This window comes from Massilia sp. Dwa41.01b, assembly GCF_014171775.1.
In the GTDB taxonomy this organism is placed as follows: Bacteria; Pseudomonadota; Gammaproteobacteria; order Burkholderiales; family Burkholderiaceae_D; genus Telluria.
In genome coordinates this window covers 4,766,813-4,787,677 of sequence record NZ_CP050454.1, presented here as the reverse complement: position 1 = coordinate 4,787,677, position 20,865 = coordinate 4,766,813, and the positions used below count along the sequence as shown (strand labels likewise).

Here is a 20,865-nt window from a genome sequence, read left to right as displayed (position 1 = left end):
CCATGAACTTCTCCCGCTTCTTTGTCGATAAACCCATCTTCGCGGCTGTGCTGTCGGTGCTGATCTTCGTCGGCGGCCTGATCGCGATCTTCCAGCTGCCGGTGTCGGAATATCCGGACGTGGTGCCGCCTTCGGTGGTGGTGCGCGCCCAGTACCCGGGCGCCAATCCGAAGGTGATTGCCGAAACCGTGGCCGCGCCGTTGGAGGAACAGATCAACGGCGTCGAGAACATGCTCTACATGTCCTCGCAAAACACCTCCGACGGCGCCCTGATGCTGACGCTGACCTTCGCCATCGGCACCGATATCGAGCAGGCCGAGACGCAGGTGCAGAACCGCGTCCAGCGCGCGCTGCCGCGCCTGCCCGAGGAAGTGCGCCAGATCGGCGTCACCACCGTGAAAAGCTCGCCCAACCTGACGATGGTGGTGCACCTGAATTCCCCGGACGGCCGCTACGACGACCTCTACCTGCGCAACTACGCGACCCTGAACGTCAAGGACCGCCTGGCGCGCATCCACGGCATGGGCGAAGTGCAGCTGTTCGGCTCGGGCGACTATGCGATGCGCGTCTGGCTCGATCCGCAGAAGGTGGCGGCGCGCGGCCTGACGGCAGGCGACGTCGTCGATGCGATTCGCGAGCAGAACGTGCAGGTGGCGGCCGGCGTCGTCGGCCAGGGGCCGAGCAAGGGCGCCGAGTTCCAGCTGACCGTCAACACGCAAGGGCGATTATCCAGTGTCGAGGAGTTCGGCAACATCATCGTGAAAACGGGCGAGGATGGCGCCACTACTTTTCTCAAGGACGTAGCGCGCCTCGAGATGGGATCGAATTCCTATTCGCTGCGCTCGCTCCTGAACAACAAATCGGCCGTCGCCATTCCCATCTTCGAGGCGCCGAACGCGAACGCGCTGCAGCTCTCGACGGACGTGCGTGCCACCATGGAGGAATTGTCCAGGGAGTTTCCGGAAGGTGTCGAATACAGCATTGTGTACGACCCGACCCAATTCGTGCGCGAGTCGATCGACTCCGTCATCCACACCCTGTTCGAGGCCATCATCCTGGTCGCCCTCGTCGTGATCGTGTTCCTGCAAAGCTGGCGCGCCTCGCTCATTCCGCTGCTGGCCGTGCCGGTGTCGGTGGTGGGCACCTTCGCCGTGATGCTGATGTTCGGCTTCTCGATCAATACGCTGTCGCTGTTCGGGCTGGTGCTGGCGATCGGTATCGTGGTCGACGACGCCATCGTCGTGGTCGAGAACGTCGAGCGCAACATCACGAATGGCTTGACCCCGCACGACGCGACCATCCAGGCCATGAAGGAAGTCAGCGGTCCGATCATCGCGATTGCCCTGGTGCTGTGCGCCGTGTTCGTGCCGATCGCTTTCGTATCGGGCCTGACCGGCCAGTTCTACCGCCAGTTCGCGCTGACGATTGCGATCTCCACCGTGATCTCGGCCTTCGCTTCGCTCACGCTCGCCCCGGCCTTATCAAGCGCGCTGCTGCAGGCGCATGATGCACCGAAAGACCGGCTGACCCGTGTCATCGACCGCCTGTTCGGCCGCTTCTTCGCCGGTTTCAACCGCTTCTTCGGACGCGCCTCGCACCGCTACGAAGGCGGCGTCAAAACCGTCCTGCGCCGCAAGACCGTGGCCCTGGCCGTGTATGCGCTGCTGGGCGTGGGCGCCGCCTTCATGTTCAAGGTGGTGCCGCCTGGCTTCGTGCCGCAGCAAGATAAAGCCTATCTGATCGGCTTTGCCCAGCTGCCGGACGCCGCCTCGCTCGACCGCACCGATGCCGTGATCCGCAAGATGTCGGCGATTGCCGCCGAAATCCCGGGTGTGGAATCGTCGGTGGCTTTCCCTGGCCTGTCGATCAACGGTTTTACGAATGCGCCGAACGCCGGCATCGTGTTCACCACCCTGAAGCCCTTCCACGAACGCAAAGGCAAGGAGCACTCGGCCGAGGCCATCGCCGCGGAGATCAACAAGCGCATGGGCGCGGTCGAAGACGCCTTCGTCATGGTGCTGCCGCCACCGCCCGTGAATGGCCTGGGCACCACCGGCGGCTTCAAGATGATGCTGGAAGACCGGGGTAATCTCGGCTACGACGCGCTGTACAAGGCGGCGCAGGCGATGCAGATGAAAGCCTGGGCAGACCCGCGCCTGCAGGGCGTGTTCTCCAGCTACCAGATCAACGTGCCGCAGCTGTTCGCGGACGTCGACCGGGTCAAAGCCAAGCAGCTCGGCGTGCCGCTGCAGACCATCTACCAGACCTTGCAGGTGAACCTCGGTTCGCTGTACGTGAACGACTTCAATCAGTTCGGCAGGACTTACCAGGTGCGCGTGCAGGCGGACGCCCCCTTCCGCTCGCAGCCGGAGCAGATCGCCCAGCTGAAGGTGCGCAGCATCAAAGGCGAGATGATCCCGCTGTCGTCCCTGATGCAGGTGAAGGACAGCTATGGCCCGGACCGCGTGCAGCGCTATAACGCCTATGTGTCGGCCGACATGAACGGCGGCCCGGCAGCGGGCGTGTCGTCGGGCCAGGCGCAGGCCATCATGGAGCAGATCGCCAAGGAGACGCTGCCGAAAGGGATCACCCATGAATGGACCGACCTGACTTACCAGGACATCCTGTCGGGGAACACGATGGTCTATGTCTTCCCGCTGTGCGTGCTGCTGGTCTTCCTGGTGCTGGCCGCCCAGTACGAAAGCTGGACCCTGCCGCTGGCCGTGATCCTGATCGTGCCGATGTCGATCCTGTGCGCGCTTCTGGGTGTGAAACTCACCGGCGGCGACAACAACGTGTTCACCCAGATCGCGCTGTTCGTACTGGTGGGACTGGCCTCGAAGAACGCGATCCTGATCGTCGAATTTGCCCGCGAACTGGAGCACCATGGCCGCAGCGTCGTCGACGCGGCACTGGAAGCGGCCAGGTTGCGCCTGCGTCCGATCCTGATGACCTCGATCGCTTTCATCATGGGTGTGCTGCCGCTGGTGTTCTCCAGTGGCGCCGGTGCCGAGATGCGCCATGCGATGGGTGTCGCCGTGTTTGCCGGGATGCTGGGCGTGACCTTCTTTGGCCTCTTCCTGACGCCGCTGTTCTATGTCCTGCTGCGCACGTTCGCGAAGCGTTTCGAAAAACCGGTCGTACGCCATCCAATGGTCGTCGCACCTGAAGGAGTCGCACCATGAATAGATTGAGCTTACGCGGCATGGCGCCGTTCCTGCTGGCGCCGCTGGTCGCCGCCGTGCTGTCGGCCTGCGCGGCGCCTGATTTCAAGCAGCCACAGATGGACGTGCCGGTCGCGTTCAAGGAAGCGCCAGGCAGCGTGCAGACGCTGGCGGACGGCAGCCGCTGGAAGCTGGCGCAGCCAAGCGAAGCGCAAGCGCGCGGCGAATGGTGGCTCGCTTTCCAGGACCCGGCCTTGAACGAGTTGATGGGGAAGCGACCCGCAACAACGCCAGCCTGGCGGTGGCGGCGGCGCGGGTGAAGCAGGCGAGGGCGATCGCCGGTATCGCCCAGGCCGACCGCATGCCGCAGGTGGGGCTCGGCGTCGCTGCCCAGCGCGGACGGCCGTCGCCGCTCGAGGCTGGCCTGGCGCAGGGCACGCCGGTGCCGCCGCAGAACACCTACACGGCCAGCCTGAGCGCCAGCTACGAGGTCGATTTGTTCGGCCGCGTGGCGGCGAATGTCGAGGCCGCGCGCCAGGATGCGGGCGCGGTCGAAGCCAGCTACCGTTCGGTGCTGCTGTCGCTGCAGGCGGACGTGGCGCAAACCTGGCTGCGGCTGCGGGCGCTGGACGCCGAACTCGAGACCGTGAACCGGGCGGTGCGCCTGCGCGCAGAAAGCGTGGGAGTGAACCAGCGCCGCTTCGACCTCGGCGACATCGGCGAATTCGACCTGACGCGCGCCAGGACCGAACTGGCGACGACGCGCGCCGAAGCGATCGGTCTGCAGCGCCAGCGCAGCACGGCGGAACACGCGCTGGCAACGCTGCTGGGCCGCCCAGCGGCGCACTTCACGGCCGCGGCCAGCCCGCTGCCGGACGCCCTGCAGTTGCCCGTCGTTCCCGCGGGTCTGCCATCGACCCTGCTCGAACGCCGCCCCGACATCGCGGCTGCCCAGCGCGGCATGGCGGCGGCGAACGCCCGCGTCGGCGTCGCGCGCTCGGCCATGTTCCCGGCGCTGGACATCACTGCGTCCGGCGGCGGCGTGGGCGGCACGGTGGCCGAAGTATTCAAGTGGAGCAGCCGCTCCGGGTACTGGGCGCGCTGCTGTCGCTGCCCGTGATTGACGGCGGACGCAATGCGGCGAACGTCGCGCGCAGCGAAGCGGGGCTGGAAGAAGCGGTGGGGTCGTATCGCGAACGCGTGCTCGGCGCCTTTGCCGAAGTCGAGGACAACCTGGCCGGCCTGCGCATCCTGGCCGAACAGGGCGCGCAGCTGGACGAGGCGGTGGCGTCGGCCCGCCGCTCGGCCGAGCTGGCGCGCAAGCTCTACGACGCCGGCCGTTCCAGCTACCTCGACCTGCTCGACGCCCAGCGCAACCTGGCGGCCGCCGAGCGCAGCGCAGTGCAGTTGCGCGGCAACCGCGCCGTGACTACGGTGGCGCTGATCCGCGCGCTGGGCGGCGGCTGGGATGCGCCGGCGCGGGAAGATGCGCAGGCACGCAGATAAGCTGGCGTTAAGAATCGACCTGTATTGTTCTCATCAATCTCCTTGCGCGGCCCGCTCGCCGGCGGACCGCGCTTTTTTCGTGCAGCCGCGCTTTCTCCGCGCCCGCTAGAATGGCCGCATGACGAACGACTCCACGCTGACTGGCCTGGCCCCGATCCTGGCGCCCGACACCCGCATCCTCATCCTCGGCAGCTTCCCCGGCGCCACCTCGCTGGCGCAAGCCCAGTATTACGCCCACCCGCGCAATCAGTTCTGGAAGCTGGTCGGCGCGCTCGTCGACGAAGACTTGTACGGCCTGCCGTATGCCGAGCGCCTGCCGCGCCTGCTGGCGCACCGCATCGGCCTGTGGGACGTGCTCGGCGCCTGCGAGCGCGAGGGCAGTCTCGATTCCGCCATCCGCAATCCCGCCGCCAACGATTTCGAGCGCCTGCGCCATCTGTGCCCGGCGCTGGAAACGGTTGGCTTTAACGGCCAGGCTTCGGGCAAGTTCGCGCCGCAGTTTGCCGCGCAGGGTTACAGGACCGTAGTGCTGCCATCCAGTTCTCCGGCGCACATGGCGATGAGCTTCGAGGAGAAACTCGGCATGTGGCGCCAACTGATGCCGCAGGAAGAGAGCAGCCCACCGCGCCAGCTCGGCTTCGACGACCTGTTCCGCCAGCGCGAGGATTGAACGTGCGCGATGCCGAGTGTTGTTGGTGACAGGCAAATCTGCGCTCGTCCGTACGCGCTTTCGCCAGCCGTGTTACACTGTGTTCAGTCGAAGAGGTCTTGAAGGCCTCGACGACATCCCGCAGGAGCCCGCAGCGCGACATGTGTAAGGTCGCAAGCGACCAGCCAGGCGGGATTGATTCAAGATACCTTGATCGACTTACACGATTGGCCGCACCACGCAGATAGCATGGGCATCCTGAGTTCCGCACCTTGCAGATAGCATCGGCTGGAACAGCGATACAAAGTATTGGCAACCATTGAAACGAAGCCCGCAGCAAGCGGGCTTTTTTTTCTCCCCGCGCAGGTCGGCGTCCGGCTGCAGTCCCGGATCGAAGCCGCCGCCGTCACTGTCCGCTTCCACAGCGGCCCATTCACTCTCACTCCGGTCCAGTCCCCGCGAACACTGGCTACCGACAGCATTCGTCATGGCGGCATTGCTATTTGCCGGCTCGCGGCATCACACCAAAGGAAGAAGAACATGGCAAAAGAAGAACTGATCGAAATGAATGGCCAAGTCACCGAAGTGCTGCCGGAACTGCGTTTCCGCGTCGACCTCGACAACGGCCACAAGCTGATCGCCTACACCTCGGGCCGGATGAAGAAGAACCATATTCGCATCCTGGCCGGCGACAAGGTCACGCTCGAACTGTCGCCGTATGACCTGAACAAGGGCCGTATCGTGTTCCGTCATATCGAGACGCGTGGCGCGCCACCGGCACGTACCGGCGGCTTCCAGCGTCGCCGTTAATACGGCGATGAGCGGACGCCCTTAAAGCGGCTCCGCGGCCCCGAGCGATGCGCGCAGGTTTTCCAGCGCGATCGCCGGCGCCAGCAACACCAGTGCAGCTGCCGACATCTAGCGGCCGCGCGCAGCAAGTCCCAACAAGAATGCCGGCAGGCCGCGTACGACGGTCGTGTCGACAAGCAGTTCCAGCCTGGCCGCAGCGCCAGGGCGGCACGCTACCCGCGGCCCGCACCAGCGTGCAAGACGCCCCGGTGCGATATGCGCCCCCGGCGCCTGCAGGCGCAGCGCAGGCTGCGACGCAATGATCGCCCGGGCGGCGGACCAGGTCCCGGCCCAGCCCGTCGCCTGCCGCATCGATTCAACCCCCACATTCCCATCGAGCGCACGCAGCTCCGGCCGCGTTCCCAGGTCGTTCGGCAGCGTCAGCCGCGTCACGATGCCCGCCTTGCGCAGGCAGAGCAGCATCCACCAGCCCGGATCCCATTCGCCCGCAAACAGCCCCAGCTTCGCCGAACCGGGGAAAGCGTGGTGGTTGTTGTGCCAGGATTCTCCCATCGTCAACAGCGAAGTCCAGCCGATATTGCGGCCCTGGACCGCGGCGCCGTCGACCACGTGGTGCATGCCGCCGGCATTGTGCGCAAAGTAGCCGATCAGCCAATGCCCGGTGACGCCCGCCGTTATCCGCGCACAGACACCCCACACCACGAAGGCCCAGCCGCCCGCCAGATACAGCAGCAGGGCCGGCGGCAGCTGTTGCAGCATCCAGGTGCGCTCGAGGAAGCGGTAGAAGCGGTCTCCCGCAACCGCTCCCGGCACGGCGATCCGGGGCGGGCGTTCGAGCTGCAGCTCGCAGAACAGCTGCCACCAGCCGTCGGCCAGCAGGGATCGGCCGTGGCGCAGGTAGGGATGGCAGTCGGGTTGGCGCTGGGCGTAGTCGCGCAGGTCGTGCTGGCGCAGCAGCCCAAGTGGGCCGGACAGCCCGACCTGCACGCCGAGGTAGACCAGCAGGTATTCCAGCCACTTCGGACAATCGAAGCTGTCGTGGATCAGTTTGCGGTGGCTGCCGAGGGAATGGCCGAACAGCAGGACGGTCCCTGTAGCGAGGACGAACAGCAGCAGCGCGCTCCAGCTGAAGGTGAGGGTGCCGCCGACAAGCGCGACGGTCGCCATCGATCCCAGCCAGATCGATTTCAGGGGCGACCAGGTTACCCGGCCTGTCATGACGTCGCCCTGGTGAGCGTCGTGGGGTGCGATCGTGCGATGGCGGCTTCCTGGCTGCGGCATGCTGTGTCCTCTCAGTTGGATTGGCGTTTTTTTGCGAGGTCGGCCGACTTGCGCTTGAGCGGCGCGGCGGTCGGGCACAGGTTGAAGAGAAACCCGGACAGATGGTTGGCCAGGTGGTCGGCATTCAGGCGGTAATACACGTATTGCCCGCGCCGCTCGCTCGACACCAGTTCAGCGTTCTCCAGCACCGACAGATGGCGCGAGACCGCGGGCGTGCTGATGCCGAGCTGCTCGGCCAGTTCGCTGGTCGTCAGTTCGGTGCTGCCCAGCAGGGCGAGGATCTTGCGGCGCGGGGTCGAGGCCAGCGCATCGAAAACTTTATCTATGCTCATGATGGGTGTGAGTTGCGTAATTAACTAATTCGTTAATTTATTGTGCGCGCAACTGGCGATGCTGTCAACTTCCGGAATCAGTCTTGCCGCAGCATGGGCTCAGTGCACGCTTGGGCCGCTGGCGGCGCTGAGGCCGCGCAGTTTCTCGAGCTTGGCCGTGTAGCGGGTACGCGAGTCGGCACGCACGCTGGTATCGCGCGCCAGTGCCAGCTGCTTGCGCGCCGGCGCCATCTCGCCCAGCTGCATATGAGCCAGTCCGAGCCAGAAATGGAATTCGTCGTTGTAGGGCGCGCGTGCCACCTCGCGCGCAAACAGCGCACGGGCGCGGGCGAAGTCGCCGGCGCGGTAGGCGTCCATGCCCTGGTTGAAGTAGTGGAAGGGCGGCGCCGGATAAAGGCGCGCGATGCGTTCGTTCAGCTGCTGCGCTTCGGCCGGCTTGCCGTTCGCCGCGAGCAGCGGCGCCAGGTTCTGCATTACGACCAGGCTGTCGGGATCGCGTTCGAGGGCGGCGCGGTAGACGCGTTCGGCCTGCAGCGGGCGGCTGCTGCGCTGGTAGATCACGGCCAGGGTGTTATACGCCGGCAGCAGCCCCGGCCGCGCCAGCAGCGCGGCTCTGGCCCACCAGTAGGCCTGGGCATGGCGGCCCTGCAGCATTTCCTCGGCGGCGCGGTTGTTCATGTACAGCGCGACGATGTCGGCTTCCTCGAGTTCGCGCGTGCGCAGGCGGGAAGCGTCGCGCGAGGCCAGGAAGTCGATCGTCAGTTCGCTGTCGGGCGCATAGGTGTTGAACAGCGGCTGCGCCGGCGCCAGGCTGATGTTCACGTGCTCGCTGACCAGATACAGGGAAGTCGTGCGGCTCCAGGTGTCCTCGGCCTCCACGCTCTGGAAGCGCACCTTCATGCCCAGTTCGCGTGCGAAGGCAGCCGTCATGATCACCAGCGACAGGCAGTTGCCCGAGCGCGCGGCATAGGTCTGGGCCGCGGTCTGGGTGACGGTTGCATCGTAGTCGAGCTGCAGGTCGCTTTTCGTGTAGAGGGCGTTGACCAGCCCGCGCGCCGCGCCTTTTTCGCGCAGTTTCGCCTGGAAGGCATGGCTGCGCAGGTGCGCTTTCATGGCCGGGCTCAGGGTGAACAGGTCGCTGGCATCGGCAGGACGGCCTGGTGCCGGGAAGGCGCTGTCGTCGAGCAGCGCGGCCAGGGCCGAGGGCTCGGCAGGGCGTGTCATCGTGCCGGCGCAGCCAGCCAGGCAGGCGCACAGGATCAGGGAAAGGATTCGCACCGGGGTTCGCATGGCGCCTCCGCGACTGTCAATACAGGCAGTATCGGCTGCGCGCGCGGCGCTGTCAAAAGCGGCGTGCTGCCGCAGTGCGCGAATTACTGGTCGTCGTGCAGGGCTTCTTCGAGTTCGTCGAGCAGCTCGGCCGTTTCGTCTTCGTCCAGCGAGAGGTAGGCGCGGGCGCGTTCGCCGCCCTTGTCCCACTCGGGCGAACCGGCATGGCCCCGGTAGCGGCGGATCGCCCGCTCGGCCAGCAGCGACAGCGCCACCAGCGAGCGCACCAGGTCGTCGGTGTGCTCGTCCTCGATCACGGCGTAGTCGTGGTGGTGCAGGATGGCCCAGAACCACCTCGCTCGACAGGCCCCAGTTGCGCGCCAGCCAGGGCGCCGATGGCGGCGTGGCTGGTGCTGTGGCGTTCGTCCTCGATCGCCGTGAATGGGCGCAGGGTGTCGGCGCCGGCGTCCTGGAAGGTGGTGGCGTAATCCGGGAAACGTCCCATCAAGAGCGGCACGCCGGTGTCGCAGAACAGGCCGAAGGTGTGGGCGATGTCGGGCGCGCCGATGCGCAGGCGGCGCGACAGGAACACCATCGCATGCGAGCGCCGCGTCGACACGTCCCAGAAGCTGGCCAGGGCCGGGCTCTCGGCCGGAATCGCCTGGCGCGCCAGCAGGCCGGTCATCAGGGCCGCCACCTGGTTGATGCCGAGGAAGAGGATGGCCTGTTCGATCGACTTCGCGCGGCGGCCGCCGTACAGCGAGGAATTGGCCAGTTTCAGCAGCGCCCCGGACATGCCGACGTCGCGCGCGACGATGCGGCCGATGGTCTCGGGCGACGGATCGATTGATGCCAGCTCGGCCTGCAGGTCGGCCAGCAGGCTCGGACGCGGCGGAATGCGGATCGACTTGATCAGCTCGTCGACAGGATCGCTGGGCGCAAGTGCGGCTGCGGGAGATTTCGCGGCCGACACGCGAGCCATCGCGGCGCGAGCGGGTATTGCTTTCGCTGCAACTGTGCTCATGGAGGGGTGATGCTTTCAGGAAATAAAGCGGAGAGCATCACTATAAACCAAGTGCCGTTTCCATGCAGCAATAGCCCGAATTATGTGGCAAAACGGACAGAGCGCTGTTGCGGAGCTGTCTAGAATCGATGGCATGGATACCATGAATGCAGCCATGTCCCCGGCGGCCACCCTTGCCGGCATCGACTTTCTTGCGCCTGCCGAGGTCGTGGCGCGCCAGCTGATCGGGGTCGTCGTGCTGATCGATGGCGTCGGCGGACGCATCGTCGAGACCGAAGCCTATGACCGCGAAGATCCGGCTTCGCATGCCTATTCGGGACCGACCGAGCGCAACTTCGCCATGTTCGGCCCGCCCGCGCACGCCTATGTGTACCGCTCCTACGGCATCCACTGGTGCCTGAATTTCGTCTGCCGCGAGGAGGGGCATGGCGCCGGGGTGCTGATCCGGGCGATCGAGCCCCTGGCGGGACTGGACCAGATGCGCGTCCGGCGCGACGCGGAGGACCCGCGCCAGTTGTGCTCAGGGCCTGGCAAGTTGTGCCAGGCCCTGAATGTGACGCGCGACTTCAACGGCAAGTCGCTGCGCGAGCCACCCTTCCTGCTGCAGCCGGCCGCGCCCGGCCTGGAGGTGGTGAGCGGGCCGCGCATCGGCATTTCGAAGGCGATGGACGTACCCGGCGCTTCGACCTGGCCGGCTCGCCTTTCGTCAGCCGCCCTTTCCGCTGACGCGGCTGCGTTGGCGCGGCGCAGGGTTTGCGGCGTGCGCCAGTGCACGGGGTGCCTGCGTGCGCATCGGGCTGCCCGGTGCGCGCCGTTCGCGCGGATCGTGAAAGTCGGCGGCGCCGTCGATCGCATCGGTGTCGGCCTCGGCTTGCGCCAGCGGTTCGATCCCGTCGACCTTGAAGACCGAGACGGCGCGCGCCAGGTTCACGGTCTGCTCGTGCAGGCTTTCGGCCGCCGCCGCCGCTTCTTCCACCAGCGCCGCATTCTGCTGGGTCATGTCGTCCATCTGGCCCACCGCGCGGTTGACTTCAGCGATGCCGTCGGCCTGCTCGGTGCTGGCCACGCTGATGCGTTCGATGATGTCGTTCACCTGCTGCACCGAGGCGACGATGTGGCCCATGCTGCTGCCCGCTTCGTTGACCGAGGCCGCGCCGCCGTCGATGATGGCCACCGAATCGGCGATCAGGGCCTTGATCTCCTTGGCCGCCGCCGCCGAGCGCTGTGCCAGCGTGCGTACCTCGGAAGCCACCACGGCAAAGCCCCGTCCCTGTTCGCCTGCGCGCGCCGCTTCCACCGCCGCGTTCAGGGCGGGGATATTCGTCTGGAAGGAGATGCCGTCGATGACGCCGATGATCTCGACGATCTTGCGCGAACTGGACTTGATCGATTCCATCGTCGTCACTGCGCGGTCGACCGCCTGGCCGCCGTGGCTGGCCAGGCGCGCCGCTTCGGCCGCCAGGTCGGTGGCCAGGCGCGCGTTGTTCGCGTTGTCCTTCACCGCCACCGTCAGGGTTTCCATCGCGCTGGCGGTCTGCTCGAGCGAGCCGGCCTGCATTTCGGTACGGGTCGACAGGTCGAGGTTGCCGGTGGCGATTTCGCGCGAGGCCGTGTCGATCGATCGAACCGACGTCAGGATGGCGTGCAGGGTCGTGTTCAGGGTCGCGATCGTGTGGTCGAGGGCGCGCGAGGTGTCGGCGATCTCGTCGCCGCCCGTGCTGGCGGTGGCAGTGGCCAGGCGGCCTTCGGCCAGTTCGGCGACCACGTCGGAGATGGCGCGGATATCGCCCAGCATGGCACGCCGCACCAGCATCGTCACGGCCAGCGACAGCGTGATCGACAGCAGCACCAGTATCGCCATCGACACCCCGAAGGTGCGGAACTCGGCGCCGGCGGCGGCATAGGCTTCCTCGCTCAGGCGCGTTTCCAGCGCGGCCAGTTGCGCCAGCTGGGTGTTCAGTACGCCGAAGTCCTTCTCGGCCTTCTGCATCGAGTTGGTGGCAATCGACTGGTCGACCTGGGCCATCTCGATGGTTTCCAGTACCGCCTTGCGGTAGGCCGCCAGCGATGCGCTGGACGCATCGATCAGCTTGCGCTCGGCCGGGTCGGCCACCTTGGCCAGGTCTCCCAGCCGGGTGGCGATCGCGCCGTGCTTCTTGCCAATGTCGGCGATCAGGGCGTCGAGGCGGTTCTTGGCAAAGCTGCCGCTGATCCAGGCCAGCAGCTGATAGATGTTCGCGTGCGCATATTTCGCTTCGCCGGCGACGTCCGCGGTGTCCTGCAAGCGCGCCGCGCGCACCTGCACCATGTTCTCGAGCGAGGCATGCTGGCGCACCATGCCGTAGTAGGCAGCGCCGGAGAGCAGCGTCAGCAGCACCAGCACCAATCCCGGCGCCAGCAGCAGCTTCGGCCCGATCCGTAGTTTTTTCAGCATGCTCCACCTCCAGCTATACAAAAGAAAAGGGCGGCCGCAGCCGCCCGGTACCCGCGTCGATTACTTCTTGTAGATGCCCGCTTCCAGCACCACGCCATCGACCAGCAGGATGTAGGTGGTCTTCGGCTCGATCTTGCCGGTGGTGGGGTTCTTGTACTGGTAGTCGACCCAGCCCTTGCCCTTGGCGGCGGCCAGTTCGATGATCTCGCGGCGGTATTTCTTGCCGTTCGCATCGGGCACGTCGACCAGGTCCTTGCCGACGATCGACGGGTTGTAGGGATGCGCCAGCACGATGCCGGTCTTGACGTCGCGCAGGTCGACGTACAGTTCGCCCTGGACGAAGTCCGGGTCCTTGGCATTGATGCGCTTCATCATTTCATCCTTGCCCTTGGCCTTGACCAGGGCGGCGCCGCGTTCGGCCATGGCGATCGCGTCTTTTTCGGTCGGTTCATTAGCCAACGCACCGGAGCAAGCGAGTCCGAGGCACAGGGCGGTGGCAGTGGCGAGTAGCTTCATGGAAAATCCTTTCGGTAAGACCTGCATGGGGTAAAACTTGCTTAAGTGCATTAAGGAATGTACGCCCACTTCCAGCAGGCAATTTGATCGCGCGCAAGGCGCAGGGCAAGGTGGCGACAACATGCCACATGTCTTTCCACAAAGAATATGTTCCTTTGGGAAAGCTTTACTCCTTTTGTTGATTGCGTGCAACTCTTGCGGGATGGCTGCTTCCTAAGATGGATTCCCGCCCGCGAACTTCTTTTTCGAGAATTCGCTGGCCGTCCTCACCACACCATCTTTCCTTTCCAGGAGCATGCCGTGACCGCCATCGAATCGACACCCGCCAAGTTCAAGCCGTATACGCGCCAGACCATTGCCCTGGCACGCCAGTGGCAGTGGATGAGTCCCGAGTTGCAGGAAGCAACCCAGGTCGTCTCGCACGTACTGCCGTTTCGGGTCAATGAATATGTGCTCGACCAGCTGATCGACTGGGACAGGATTCCCGACGACCCGATCTTCCGCCTGACCTTCCCGCACCGCGACATGCTGCCCCCGCGCGAGTACGAGCAGCTGCGCGACCTGGTGCTGCACAAGAAGGACGATGCCGCCATTGCGAAACTGGTGCACCAGATCCGCATGCGCATGAATCCGCACCCGGCCGGCCAGATGACCCACAACGTGCCGCGCGTGAACGACGCGCCCCTGCGCGGCCTGCAGCACAAGTACAAGGAAACCGTGCTGTTCTTCCCCAGTTCGGGCCAGACCTGCCACGCCTATTGCACCTTCTGCTTCCGCTGGCCGCAGTTCGTCGGCATGGACGACATGAAGTTCGATGCGCGCGAAAGCGGCGAACTGGTGTCGTATCTCATCAGCCAGCCGGAGGTGACGGACGTGCTGATCACCGGCGGCGACCCGATGATCATGAATACGCGCTCGCTGACGGAATTCCTGGAACCCCTGCTGGCGCCCGAGCTGGCGCACATCCAGAACATCCGCATCGGCACCAAGTCGGTGGCCTACTGGCCGCAGCGCTTCGTCTCCGACAAGGATTCCGATGACCTGCTGCGCCTGTTCGAACGCGTCGTCAAGGCCGGCAAGAATCTCGCCATCATGGGCCACTACAACCACGCTGTGGAACTGCGCCACCCGATCGCCCAGCAGGCCGTGAAGCGCATCGTCGGTACCGGCGCCACGCTGCGCATGCAGGGCCCGCTGATCCGCCACATCAACGAAGACCCGAAAAGCTGGGCCGAACTGTGGACCACTGGCGTGCGCCTGGGCGCCATCCCGTACTACATGTTCGTCGAGCGCGACACCGGCCCGAGCGATTATTTCGCGCTGCCGCTGGCCCGCGCCCACGAGATCTTCCAGTCGGCCTATTCGATGGTGTCGGGCCTGTCGCGCACCGTGCGCGGGCCATCGATGAGTGCCTTCCCCGGCAAGGTCGTGATCGACGGCGTGGTGACGATCAACGGCGAAAAGCTGTTCGCGCTGCAGTTCCTGCAGGCCCGCAATCCGCAATGGGTGCGCAAACCCTTCTTCGCCAAATACGATCCCGACGCCACCTGGCTCGACCACCTGAAACCCGCGTTCGGCCGCAAGAAGTTCTTCTTCGAGGAAGAGGGCGGCGACGCCGGCCAGCATGCAGCGCACGGGCGGGTGATTCCGATCGCCTCCGCGCGCACGCACGACGGCCGCGCCAGCGACAGCCAGCCCAGCGCCGCCTGATAGCGCGTCATGGGCGACCACGACTCGCCACGCTTATCCGGCGTGGCGGTTTTCTCCTGCGTGTTCCTGCCGTTCGCGCTCGGACACTACCTGTCCTCGCTGCTGCGCAACGTGAACGCGGTGCTGGCGCCCGACCTGGTCGCTTCTCTCGCGCTCACGCCCGGGCAGCTGGGCCTGCTCACCAGCGCTTTCTTCTTTGCGTTTGCGCTGGTGCAGCTGCCGGTGGGGATCGCGCTCGACCGCTACGGGCCGCGCCGCGTGCAGCTGGTGCTGATGCTGCTGGCGGCGGCGGGCGCGCTGCTGTTCGCGCGCGGCGGCAGCTTCCTGCAGCTGGTGCTGGCGCGGGCCGTGCTTGGCTGCGGCCTGGGCGGCTGCTTCATGTCGGCGGTGAAGGCCATCTCGACCTGGATCGCGCCGCGCAAGCTGCCCTCGGTGCATGGCTACCTGATCGCCGTCGGCGGACTGGGCGCGGCCACCAGCACCATGCCGGTGCGCATGGCGCTGCAGCACACCGACTGGCGCGACCTGTTCGTGGCGCTGGCCCTGCTGATCGCGGCCAGCGGGGTGCTGATCTGGCTCATCACGCCGAAGACGCACCCGCCCGCAACCGCGCCGGCAAGCAGCAAGCAGCCCCTGGCCGCCTCGATCCTGAGCGTCTACCGGATGCCGGCTTTCCGCTCGACGATCTCGCTGGTGCTCCTTCCCCATGCCGTTTTCTTCGGCATCCAGGGCCTGTGGATCGGGCGCTGGCTGTCCGACGTGGCACGCTTTCCCAACGATGCGGTGGCCTACCTGCTGTATCTGGGCATGGCGGCCGTCATCTTCGGCGCGATTGCGGTCGGCATGATTACCGAGTGGGCAGGGCGGCGCGGCGTGCAGCCGGTCGACGTCGCCGGCATCGGTGTCGCCCTGTTCCTGCTGGTGCAGATTGCCTTCGTGGTCGGCTACAAGCCGAGCTTCCAGCTGCTCTCGGTGCTCTTCACGCTGGTGGGCACGATCACCGGCATCGAATACGCGATCGTCGCCCAGAGCATGCCGCGCGAACTGACCGGGCGCGCCGCTACCTGCCTGAACCTGCTGATTTTCGTCGGTGCCTTCCTGGTGCAGGCGGGTTTCGGGCTGGTGGTCGGCTGCTGGCAGCCGGACGGCGGCGGGCATTATCCCGCGCTGGCTTACCAGGTTGCGTTCGCGGCACTGGTGCTGCTGCAGTTGCCCGGCCTGCTGGCCTGGCTGCGGCGATGCCTGCTGGCGCGGCGCGGCGCAGGGGCTCCTGAAAGCGTGCGCGAAGAGCTGGGCGGGGAGGCGCATACGCCGGCCTAGGGCGCCAGCGTGCATGCACGGGAAGCGGCTTGTATCGGATGAGGCGGTATTGACTTTATTGCTACAATCGGTCGCATCGCCTCGTCCGATCCAGGAGACTCCCATGCGCCCTCATTCGTCGTCGATCCTCGCCGCCATGCTGTTCGTCCTTGCCGGCTGCGGCGACAAATCCACCCTGCCAGCCGGCGCCGGCATCGGTCCGAATCCCCAGCTGCCGCAACCCCATAAAACCCTGATCCCGACGGTGCACATCGCACCCGCCAAGGGCTGGCCGGCCGGCGCCAAGCCACAAGCCGCGGCCGGGCTGGCGGTGAACGCGCTGGCGACCGGGCTCGATCACCCGCGCTGGCTGTACGTGCTGCCCAACGGCGATGTGCTGGTGGCCGAATCGAACAAGCCGAAGCCGCCCGAGGAAGGAAAGCGCAACGAAGGCATCCGCGGCTGGATCATGGGGAAAGTCATGGCCAAGGCCGGGGCCGGCGTGCCCAGCGCCGACCGCATCACCCTGCTGCGCGACAGCGATGGCGACGGCGTGGCCGAAACCCGCGGCGTCTTCATGAAAGGCCTGCATTCGCCTTTCGGCATGGCCCTGGTCGGCGACACGCTGTACGTGGCGAACGCCGACGCCATCGTGCGCGTGCCCTACAAGGAAGGCGCCACCGAAATCACGGACACGCCGCAGCAGGTGGCGGCACTGCCGTCCGGGATCAACCACCACTGGACCAAGAACATCCTCGCCAGCCGCGATGGCAGCAAGCTGTATGCCACCGTCGGCTCGAACAGCAATGTCGGCGAAAACGGCATGGAGAACGAGGTCAATCGCGCCGCCATCCTCGAAGTGGATGTCAACAGCGGCGCGACGCGCCTGTTCGCGTCCGGCCTGCGCAACCCGAACGGCCTGGCTTGGGAACCGCAGACCGGCGTGCTGTGGACGGTGGCGAACGAGCGCGACGAGATCGGCAGCGACCTCGTACCCGACTACCTGAGCTCGGTGAAGGAGGGCGCCTTCTACGGCTGGCCCTACAGCTATTATGGCCAGCACGTCGACGAACGGGTGAAACCGCCGCGCCCGGACCTGGTGGCCAAAGCCACCGCACCGGATTATGCCCTCGGCGCCCACGTGGCTGCGCTCGGACTCTCGTTTGCCAGCGGCGCCCAGCTCGGGCCGCGATTCGCGAACGGCGCCTTCATCGGCCAGCACGGCTCCACGGAACCGCAAGCCGCTGTCGGGCTATAACGTCGTCTACGTGCCCTTCGCGAACGGTAATCCAAGCGACAAGCCGGTCGAGGTGCTGACCGGTTTCGTCGACGCCGGCGGCAACGCGCTCGGCCGCCCGGTCGGCGTGGCCATCGACAAGCGCGGCGCGCTGCTGGTGGCCGACGATGTCGGCAACGTGGTCTGGCGCGTGCGCGCCGCTGCGGCCCAATAAGGCGCAGCCTTGGTATCATGACGGCCTTTCACGATGACAGGAAAAACGCATGAGATTGGTACGCTATGGCCGCCCGGGCAAGGAAAAACCGGGCCTGTTCGATGAAGAAGGGCGCCTGCGCGACCTGTCCGGCGTCATCGACGATATCGATGCCGCGGCCCTGAATGAGCGCGCGCTGCGTAAACTCGCCAAGATCGACGCGAAGACGCTGCCGCTGGTGCGCGGTACGCCGCGCCTGGGCGTGCCGGTGGCGCGCGTCGGCAAGTTCATCGGCATCGGCATGAACTATGCCGACCACGCCGCCGAAACCGGCGCCGCCGTGCCGCCTGAACCGGTTTTCTTTACCAAGGCGACCAGCTGCCTGAACGGCCCGGACGATCCGATCCGCCTGCCGCAAGGCTCGAAAAAGACCGACTGGGAAGTCGAACTCGGGGTCGTGATCGGCACCCGCGCGCAATACGTCAGCGAAGAAGAGGCCCTGAAGTTCGTGGCGGGCTACTGCGTGGTGAACGACGTATCGGAACGCGCCTTCCAGTTCGAGATGGGTTCGCAGTGGGACAAGGGCAAAGGCTGCGACACCTTCGGTCCAGTCGGCCCCTTCCTCGTCACGCGCGACGAGATCTACGACGTGCAGGACCTCGACCTCTACCTGGAACTGAACGGCAAGCGCATGCAGACCGGGAACACGTCGAAGATGATCTTCACGGTGGCGCAGATCGTCAGCTACGTCTCGCGCTTCATGACCCTGGAGCCGGGCGACATCATCACCACCGGCACCCCGCCGGGCGTCGGCATGGGCCGCAGCCCGCAGCGTTTCCTGAAAAAGGGCGACAAGCTGCGGCTGGGGATTGCGGGGCTGGGCGAACAGCAGGCGGAAGTGGTGGCGTTTCCGAAATAGGCGCGATCAGGCGTAGGGTGGGCGCCCCGTGCCCACGCTGAAAGACCGCATCGTGCCTGCGTATGCCGTAGGGTGTGCGGCTCCACCTGTACCTGTTGAATTTACGCGACGCATGCGCCGCACACGCGTTCAACGAACGGATGAGTGCCGCAACTGTTCGCAGGACCGTTGAACGCGTGGGCGGCGCACACGCAGCGTGTGTTCAAATGTATGGGTCGAGCCGCACACCCTACGCCTTCACCGCCGCATCTACCGCCTCCGCCAGCCGCGCCACCATCTCCGACAACTCGCCCGCCGTCACGATGAACGGCGGCGCCAGCAGCACATGATCGCCGCGCTGGCCGTCGATCGTCCCGCCCATCGGATACACCATCAGCCCGCGCGCCATCGCTTCCGCCTTGATCGCCGCGTGCAGCTTGCGTGCCGGCGCGAACGGCTCCTTGCTGGCCCGGTCCTGCACCAGCTCGATCCCGACGAACAGCCCGCGTCCGCGGATGTCGCCCACGTGCGGATGCTTGCCGAAGACATCGCCCAGCATGCGCCGCAAGGTCGCGCCGCGCTGCCGCACCTGCGCGAGCAGGCCGTCGCGCGCGATCACCTGCTGCACCGCCAGCGCCGCCGCTGCCGCCACCGGGTGGCCGATATACGTGTGCCCGTGCAGGAAAGCGCCGCTGCCGTGGCGCAGGCGCTCGACGATCGCCCCCTGCGCCAGCACCGCGCCCACCGGCTGGTAGCCCGCCCCCAGTCCCTTGGCAACTGTGATGATGTCGGGCGCCACGCCGTCCTGCTCGATCGCATACATGCTGCCGGTGCGGCCCATGCCGCACATGACTTCGTCGGCGATGAACAGGATGCCGTGGCGGTCGCAGATGGTGCGCACGCCCGGAAGTAGCCCGGCGTGGGCGGGATGGCGCCGCCGGTCGCGCCCACCACCGGCTCGGCGACGAAGCCGATGACGTTCTCCGGCCCGGCGGCGATGATCGCCGTCTCGAGTTCGTCGAGCAGGGCCGCCGTGTAGGCATCCTGCGACTGGTGGGCGAGGCGGTCGCGGTACTCGTAGCAGGGCGCCACCCGCGGCACGTCCATCAGCAGCGGGGCGAACGGCTTGCGGCGCCACTCGTTCCCACCGACGGCGAGGGCGCCGAGCGTGTTGCCGTGATAGCTCTGGCGGCGCGCGATGAAGACCGAGCGCCGGTGTTCTCCGCCCTCGACGAAGTACTGGCGCGCCAGCTTCAGCGCCGTCTCCATCGCCTCCGAACCGCCCGAGACCAGGTACACGGCCTCCATCCCGGCAGGGGCATTCGCCACCAGCCGTTCCGCCAGTTCTTCGGCCACTTCCGTGGTGAAGAAGGCCGTATGCGCATACGCGCAGCGGTCGATCTGGCGGTGCATGGCTGCGATGACGTCGGGATGCCCGTGCCCGAGCGAGGACACGGCCGCACCGCCGCTGGCGTCAAGATAGGCCTTGCCGGTGCTGTCGAAGACTGTCACGCCGCTGGCGCGCACGGCGACAGGCGGCGTCTGGCGCAGGCTGCGGTGGATGATGTAGCTCATGGCATGGGCCTCCGGTGGAAATAGGGGAGAGGAGTGATCGCGGAAGTTGACGTTCGACAATAATGGTGGGGGGACGGGATTCCTTTGATCTTTCACGGAAGCTGTGCGAATATTTTTCCGTCTCGACATTTCCGCGACGCTGACATGACCGATCGCCTCCGCCCGATTCCGCCGGACCAGTTGACCGAAGCCCAGCGCCGCGCCGCCCAGGCCGTGATCGAAGGGCCGCGGGGTGCCCTCTATGGCCCCTTCGTGCCCTTGCTGCGCAGTCCCGAACTGCTGGAAAATGCCCAGCGCATGGGCGAATACCTGCGCTACCGCAGCGCCATCGGGGTACGCCTGTCCGAGCTCGTGATCCTGATCACGGCACGCCAATGGAACCAGGGTGTCGAATGGGCGATCCACGCGCCGATCGCGGCCCAGGTCGGAATACCCCCGGACGTGATCAGTGCGATCGGGCAGCGCCAGCGCCCGGACGGCATGCTGGTCGACGAATCGGTCGTGCACGACTTCTGCATCGAACTGCACCAGAACAAGCAGGTCTCGGACCGCACCTACACGCAGGCGGTCGCCCTGTTCGGCGAGCAGGGCGTGGTCGACCTGATGGGCCTGAACGGCTACTACACCTTCCTGGCCATGGTCATGAACACGGCCCAGACCGAAATCCCGGTGTCGAGCGCGATGCCCTTGCCCGAGTAGGCCTCAGTTGCAGGAAGGCAAGGCGGCGTGTCGTTCCCTTGCCACACTCTCGTTCGCTTTTTCGCCAAAACTTGGAAACCTCCCACCTTGCATAGCACAAAGGCGAAATAGGTATTCTAATGAAACCATGAGTGTGCGGATGGTGGATACCAGAAGTTATCGGTCTTCCTGACACCGTTTGTCCTCGTCTCTCGTTGCGAAAACAAGTTCTTGACTGCAAAGCGAACATTTTGCCGCCACAGCACTTGCGTAAGTAGCAGGGCTGGCTG

General features: G+C 66.0%; 14 protein-coding genes and 4 pseudogenes. 10 read left to right on the top strand and 8 right to left on the bottom strand.

The genetic code is table 11. The features are described from left to right. The first annotated feature begins 2 nt into the window (after positions 1-2). The 4 genes and pseudogenes from G4G28_RS22025 (at position 3) to infA (ending at position 6,129) form a co-directional block, all read left to right on the top strand. Positions 3-3,185, top strand: a complete 3,183-nt coding sequence (locus G4G28_RS22025; RefSeq protein WP_182989941.1) for an efflux RND transporter permease subunit — start codon at positions 3-5, stop codon at positions 3,183-3,185. Then, positions 3,182-4,670 (top strand): annotated as a pseudogene (locus G4G28_RS22020) (efflux transporter outer membrane subunit). Before G4G28_RS22025 ends, G4G28_RS22020 begins: the two are co-directional and overlap by 4 nt. A 118-nt stretch (positions 4,671-4,788) precedes the next feature. Continuing rightward, on the top strand, positions 4,789-5,340 hold the full coding sequence (locus tag G4G28_RS22015) for a DNA-deoxyinosine glycosylase (RefSeq protein ID WP_182989940.1): 552 nt from the start codon (positions 4,789-4,791) through the stop codon (positions 5,338-5,340). Between the two features lie 519 nt (positions 5,341-5,859). After that, positions 5,860-6,129 carry a translation initiation factor IF-1 gene (gene infA / locus G4G28_RS22010; RefSeq protein WP_182989939.1) on the top strand — a complete coding sequence of 90 codons (270 nt, stop codon included), beginning with the start codon at positions 5,860-5,862 and terminating at the stop codon, positions 6,127-6,129. Between the two features lie 108 nt (positions 6,130-6,237). On the opposite strand, the gene G4G28_RS22005 is transcribed toward infA, so the two are convergent. From G4G28_RS22005 to G4G28_RS21990, 5 genes are all read right to left on the bottom strand, one after another. Continuing rightward, the gene (locus G4G28_RS22005; RefSeq protein WP_183107834.1) at positions 6,238-7,410 is read right to left on the bottom strand and encodes an acyl-CoA desaturase; all 1,173 of its coding nucleotides are present in this window, start codon (positions 7,408-7,410) and stop codon (positions 6,238-6,240) included. Between the two features lie 11 nt (positions 7,411-7,421). Continuing rightward, positions 7,422-7,742, bottom strand: a complete 321-nt coding sequence (locus G4G28_RS22000) for a helix-turn-helix transcriptional regulator (protein ID WP_182989937.1) — start codon at positions 7,740-7,742, stop codon at positions 7,422-7,424. Positions 7,743-7,841: 99 nt separating this feature from the next. Next, positions 7,842-9,020: a tetratricopeptide repeat protein gene (locus G4G28_RS21995; RefSeq protein WP_229507774.1), complete on the bottom strand. Its 1,179-nt coding sequence runs from the start codon at positions 9,018-9,020 to the stop codon at positions 7,842-7,844. A 95-nt stretch (positions 9,021-9,115) separates the two neighbouring features. After that, positions 9,116-9,328, bottom strand: a complete 213-nt coding sequence (locus G4G28_RS28670; protein ID WP_308601306.1) for a hypothetical protein — start codon at positions 9,326-9,328, stop codon at positions 9,116-9,118. Further along, a complete protein-coding gene (locus G4G28_RS21990; protein ID WP_308601304.1) occupies positions 9,325-9,984 on the bottom strand; it encodes an HDOD domain-containing protein in 660 nt (219 codons plus the stop codon). Before G4G28_RS21990 ends, G4G28_RS28670 begins: the two co-directional genes overlap by 4 nt. Before the next feature lie 205 nt (positions 9,985-10,189). Here G4G28_RS21990 and G4G28_RS21985 point away from each other — a divergent pair. Further along, positions 10,190-10,761, top strand: a pseudogene (locus G4G28_RS21985) (DNA-3-methyladenine glycosylase). Here G4G28_RS21985 and G4G28_RS21980 read toward each other — a convergent pair. Together G4G28_RS21980 and G4G28_RS21975 are read right to left on the bottom strand one after the other, a co-directional pair. Beyond that, positions 10,742-12,469 (bottom strand): methyl-accepting chemotaxis protein, encoded by a 1,728-nt coding sequence (locus G4G28_RS21980; RefSeq protein WP_183107832.1) that lies wholly within the window; start codon positions 12,467-12,469, stop codon positions 10,742-10,744. The pseudogene G4G28_RS21985 and the gene G4G28_RS21980 overlap by 20 nt on opposite strands. 60 nt (positions 12,470-12,529) lie before the next feature. Further along, positions 12,530-12,985: a cache domain-containing protein gene (locus tag G4G28_RS21975; protein ID WP_182989934.1), complete on the bottom strand. Its 456-nt coding sequence runs from the start codon at positions 12,983-12,985 to the stop codon at positions 12,530-12,532. Between the two features lie 300 nt (positions 12,986-13,285). Between G4G28_RS21975 and G4G28_RS21970 the strand changes: the two genes are divergently transcribed. The 4 genes and pseudogenes from G4G28_RS21970 (at position 13,286) to G4G28_RS21955 (ending at position 18,343) form a co-directional block, all read left to right on the top strand. After that, complete coding sequence (locus G4G28_RS21970) at positions 13,286-14,695, top strand: KamA family radical SAM protein (RefSeq protein ID WP_182989933.1); 1,410 nt, start codon at positions 13,286-13,288, stop codon at positions 14,693-14,695. A gap of 9 nt (positions 14,696-14,704) precedes the next feature. Next, positions 14,705-16,015, top strand: a complete 1,311-nt coding sequence (locus G4G28_RS21965; protein ID WP_182989932.1) for an MFS transporter — start codon at positions 14,705-14,707, stop codon at positions 16,013-16,015. 103 nt (positions 16,016-16,118) lie between these two features. Beyond that, positions 16,119-17,445, top strand: a pseudogene (locus G4G28_RS21960) (sorbosone dehydrogenase family protein). 49 nt (positions 17,446-17,494) lie between these two features. Then, positions 17,495-18,343 (top strand): fumarylacetoacetate hydrolase family protein, encoded by an 849-nt coding sequence (locus G4G28_RS21955; RefSeq protein WP_182989930.1) that lies wholly within the window; start codon positions 17,495-17,497, stop codon positions 18,341-18,343. Positions 18,344-18,572: 229 nt separating this feature from the next. Here the strand turns inward: G4G28_RS21955 and G4G28_RS21950 are convergent. Next, positions 18,573-19,897 (bottom strand): annotated as a pseudogene (locus tag G4G28_RS21950) (aspartate aminotransferase family protein). Between the two features lie 144 nt (positions 19,898-20,041). Between G4G28_RS21950 and G4G28_RS21945 the strand changes: the two are divergent. After that, positions 20,042-20,596 carry a carboxymuconolactone decarboxylase family protein gene (locus G4G28_RS21945; protein ID WP_182989929.1) on the top strand — a complete coding sequence of 185 codons (555 nt, stop codon included), beginning with the start codon at positions 20,042-20,044 and terminating at the stop codon, positions 20,594-20,596. Positions 20,597-20,865: the final 269 nt, after the last annotated feature.

Excerpts from the sequence above, each read along its gene's own strand:
- G4G28_RS21980 (WP_183107832.1), bottom strand. The coding sequence starts at position 12,469 with ATGCTGAAAAAACTACGGATCGGGCCGAAGCTGCTGCTGGCGCCGGGA.
- infA (WP_182989939.1), top strand. The coding sequence starts at position 5,860 with ATGGCAAAAGAAGAACTGATCGAAATGAATGGCCAAGTCACCGAAGTG.
- G4G28_RS21955 (WP_182989930.1), top strand. The coding sequence starts at position 17,495 with ATGAGATTGGTACGCTATGGCCGCCCGGGCAAGGAAAAACCGGGCCTG.
- G4G28_RS21965 (WP_182989932.1), top strand. The coding sequence starts at position 14,705 with ATGGGCGACCACGACTCGCCACGCTTATCCGGCGTGGCGGTTTTCTCC.
- G4G28_RS21945 (WP_182989929.1), top strand. The coding sequence starts at position 20,042 with ATGACCGATCGCCTCCGCCCGATTCCGCCGGACCAGTTGACCGAAGCC.
- G4G28_RS22025 (WP_182989941.1), top strand. The coding sequence starts at position 3 with ATGAACTTCTCCCGCTTCTTTGTCGATAAACCCATCTTCGCGGCTGTG.
- G4G28_RS22015 (WP_182989940.1), top strand. The coding sequence starts at position 4,789 with ATGACGAACGACTCCACGCTGACTGGCCTGGCCCCGATCCTGGCGCCC.
- G4G28_RS22005 (WP_183107834.1), bottom strand. The coding sequence starts at position 7,410 with ATGCCGCAGCCAGGAAGCCGCCATCGCACGATCGCACCCCACGACGCT.
- G4G28_RS21975 (WP_182989934.1), bottom strand. The coding sequence starts at position 12,985 with ATGAAGCTACTCGCCACTGCCACCGCCCTGTGCCTCGGACTCGCTTGC.
- G4G28_RS22000 (WP_182989937.1), bottom strand. The coding sequence starts at position 7,742 with ATGAGCATAGATAAAGTTTTCGATGCGCTGGCCTCGACCCCGCGCCGC.